Raw genomic sequence first — 561 nt, 5'->3', positions numbered from 1 at the left:
GCGGTCCGCCGAGGAGATCGGGTCGAACTTGTTGTAGTTGATGCCGGCGATCACCGAGCCCTTGTCGCCGGTCTGGCCGAACGTCGCCGAGAAGCCGCGGCGCTCGCCGTCGTTGCGGTCGGAGATGCCGTAGTCGGCGCTGAACTCCGCGCCCTGGTAGTTCGAGCGCAGGATGATGTTGACCACGCCGCCGATCGCATCCGAGCCGTACACCGCCGAGGCGCCGTCCTTCAGCACTTCGATGCGCTCGACCAGGTTGGCCGGGATCTGGTTGATGTCGACGCCGCCCGCGGACGGGCTGGCGATCACGCGGTGGCCGTTGATCAGCACCAGGGTGCGCTGGGCGCCGAGGCCGCGCAGCGACACCGTGGAGGCGCCGTCGCCGCCGCCGTTGTTGACCTGCGGGTTCTGGGCGGCGCCCGAGATCGAAGGCGCTTCCTGCACCAGGTCGCCCAGGGTGACCTTGCCCGACTGCTGGATCTGCGCGCGGTCGATGGCGAACACCGGGTTGGCGGTCTCGAGGTCCACGCGGCGGATGCGCGAACCGGTGACCACGATGGT

Annotated in this window: 1 protein-coding gene; it reads right to left on the bottom strand. The window is 69.5% G+C overall.

All coding sequences use genetic code 11. The features are described 5' to 3' along the window. Positions 1 to 561, bottom strand: a 561-nt coding sequence (locus MBSD_RS05330) for a TonB-dependent receptor plug domain-containing protein (protein WP_148667811.1), incomplete at both ends; no start/stop codon positions are given.

It is taken from the genome of Mizugakiibacter sediminis, from assembly GCF_000953855.2.
Classification (GTDB): Bacteria; Pseudomonadota; Gammaproteobacteria; order Xanthomonadales; family Rhodanobacteraceae; genus Mizugakiibacter; species Mizugakiibacter sediminis.
Note: the sequence above shows the minus strand (reverse complement) of the source record. Positions and strands in the feature narration are given on the sequence as shown.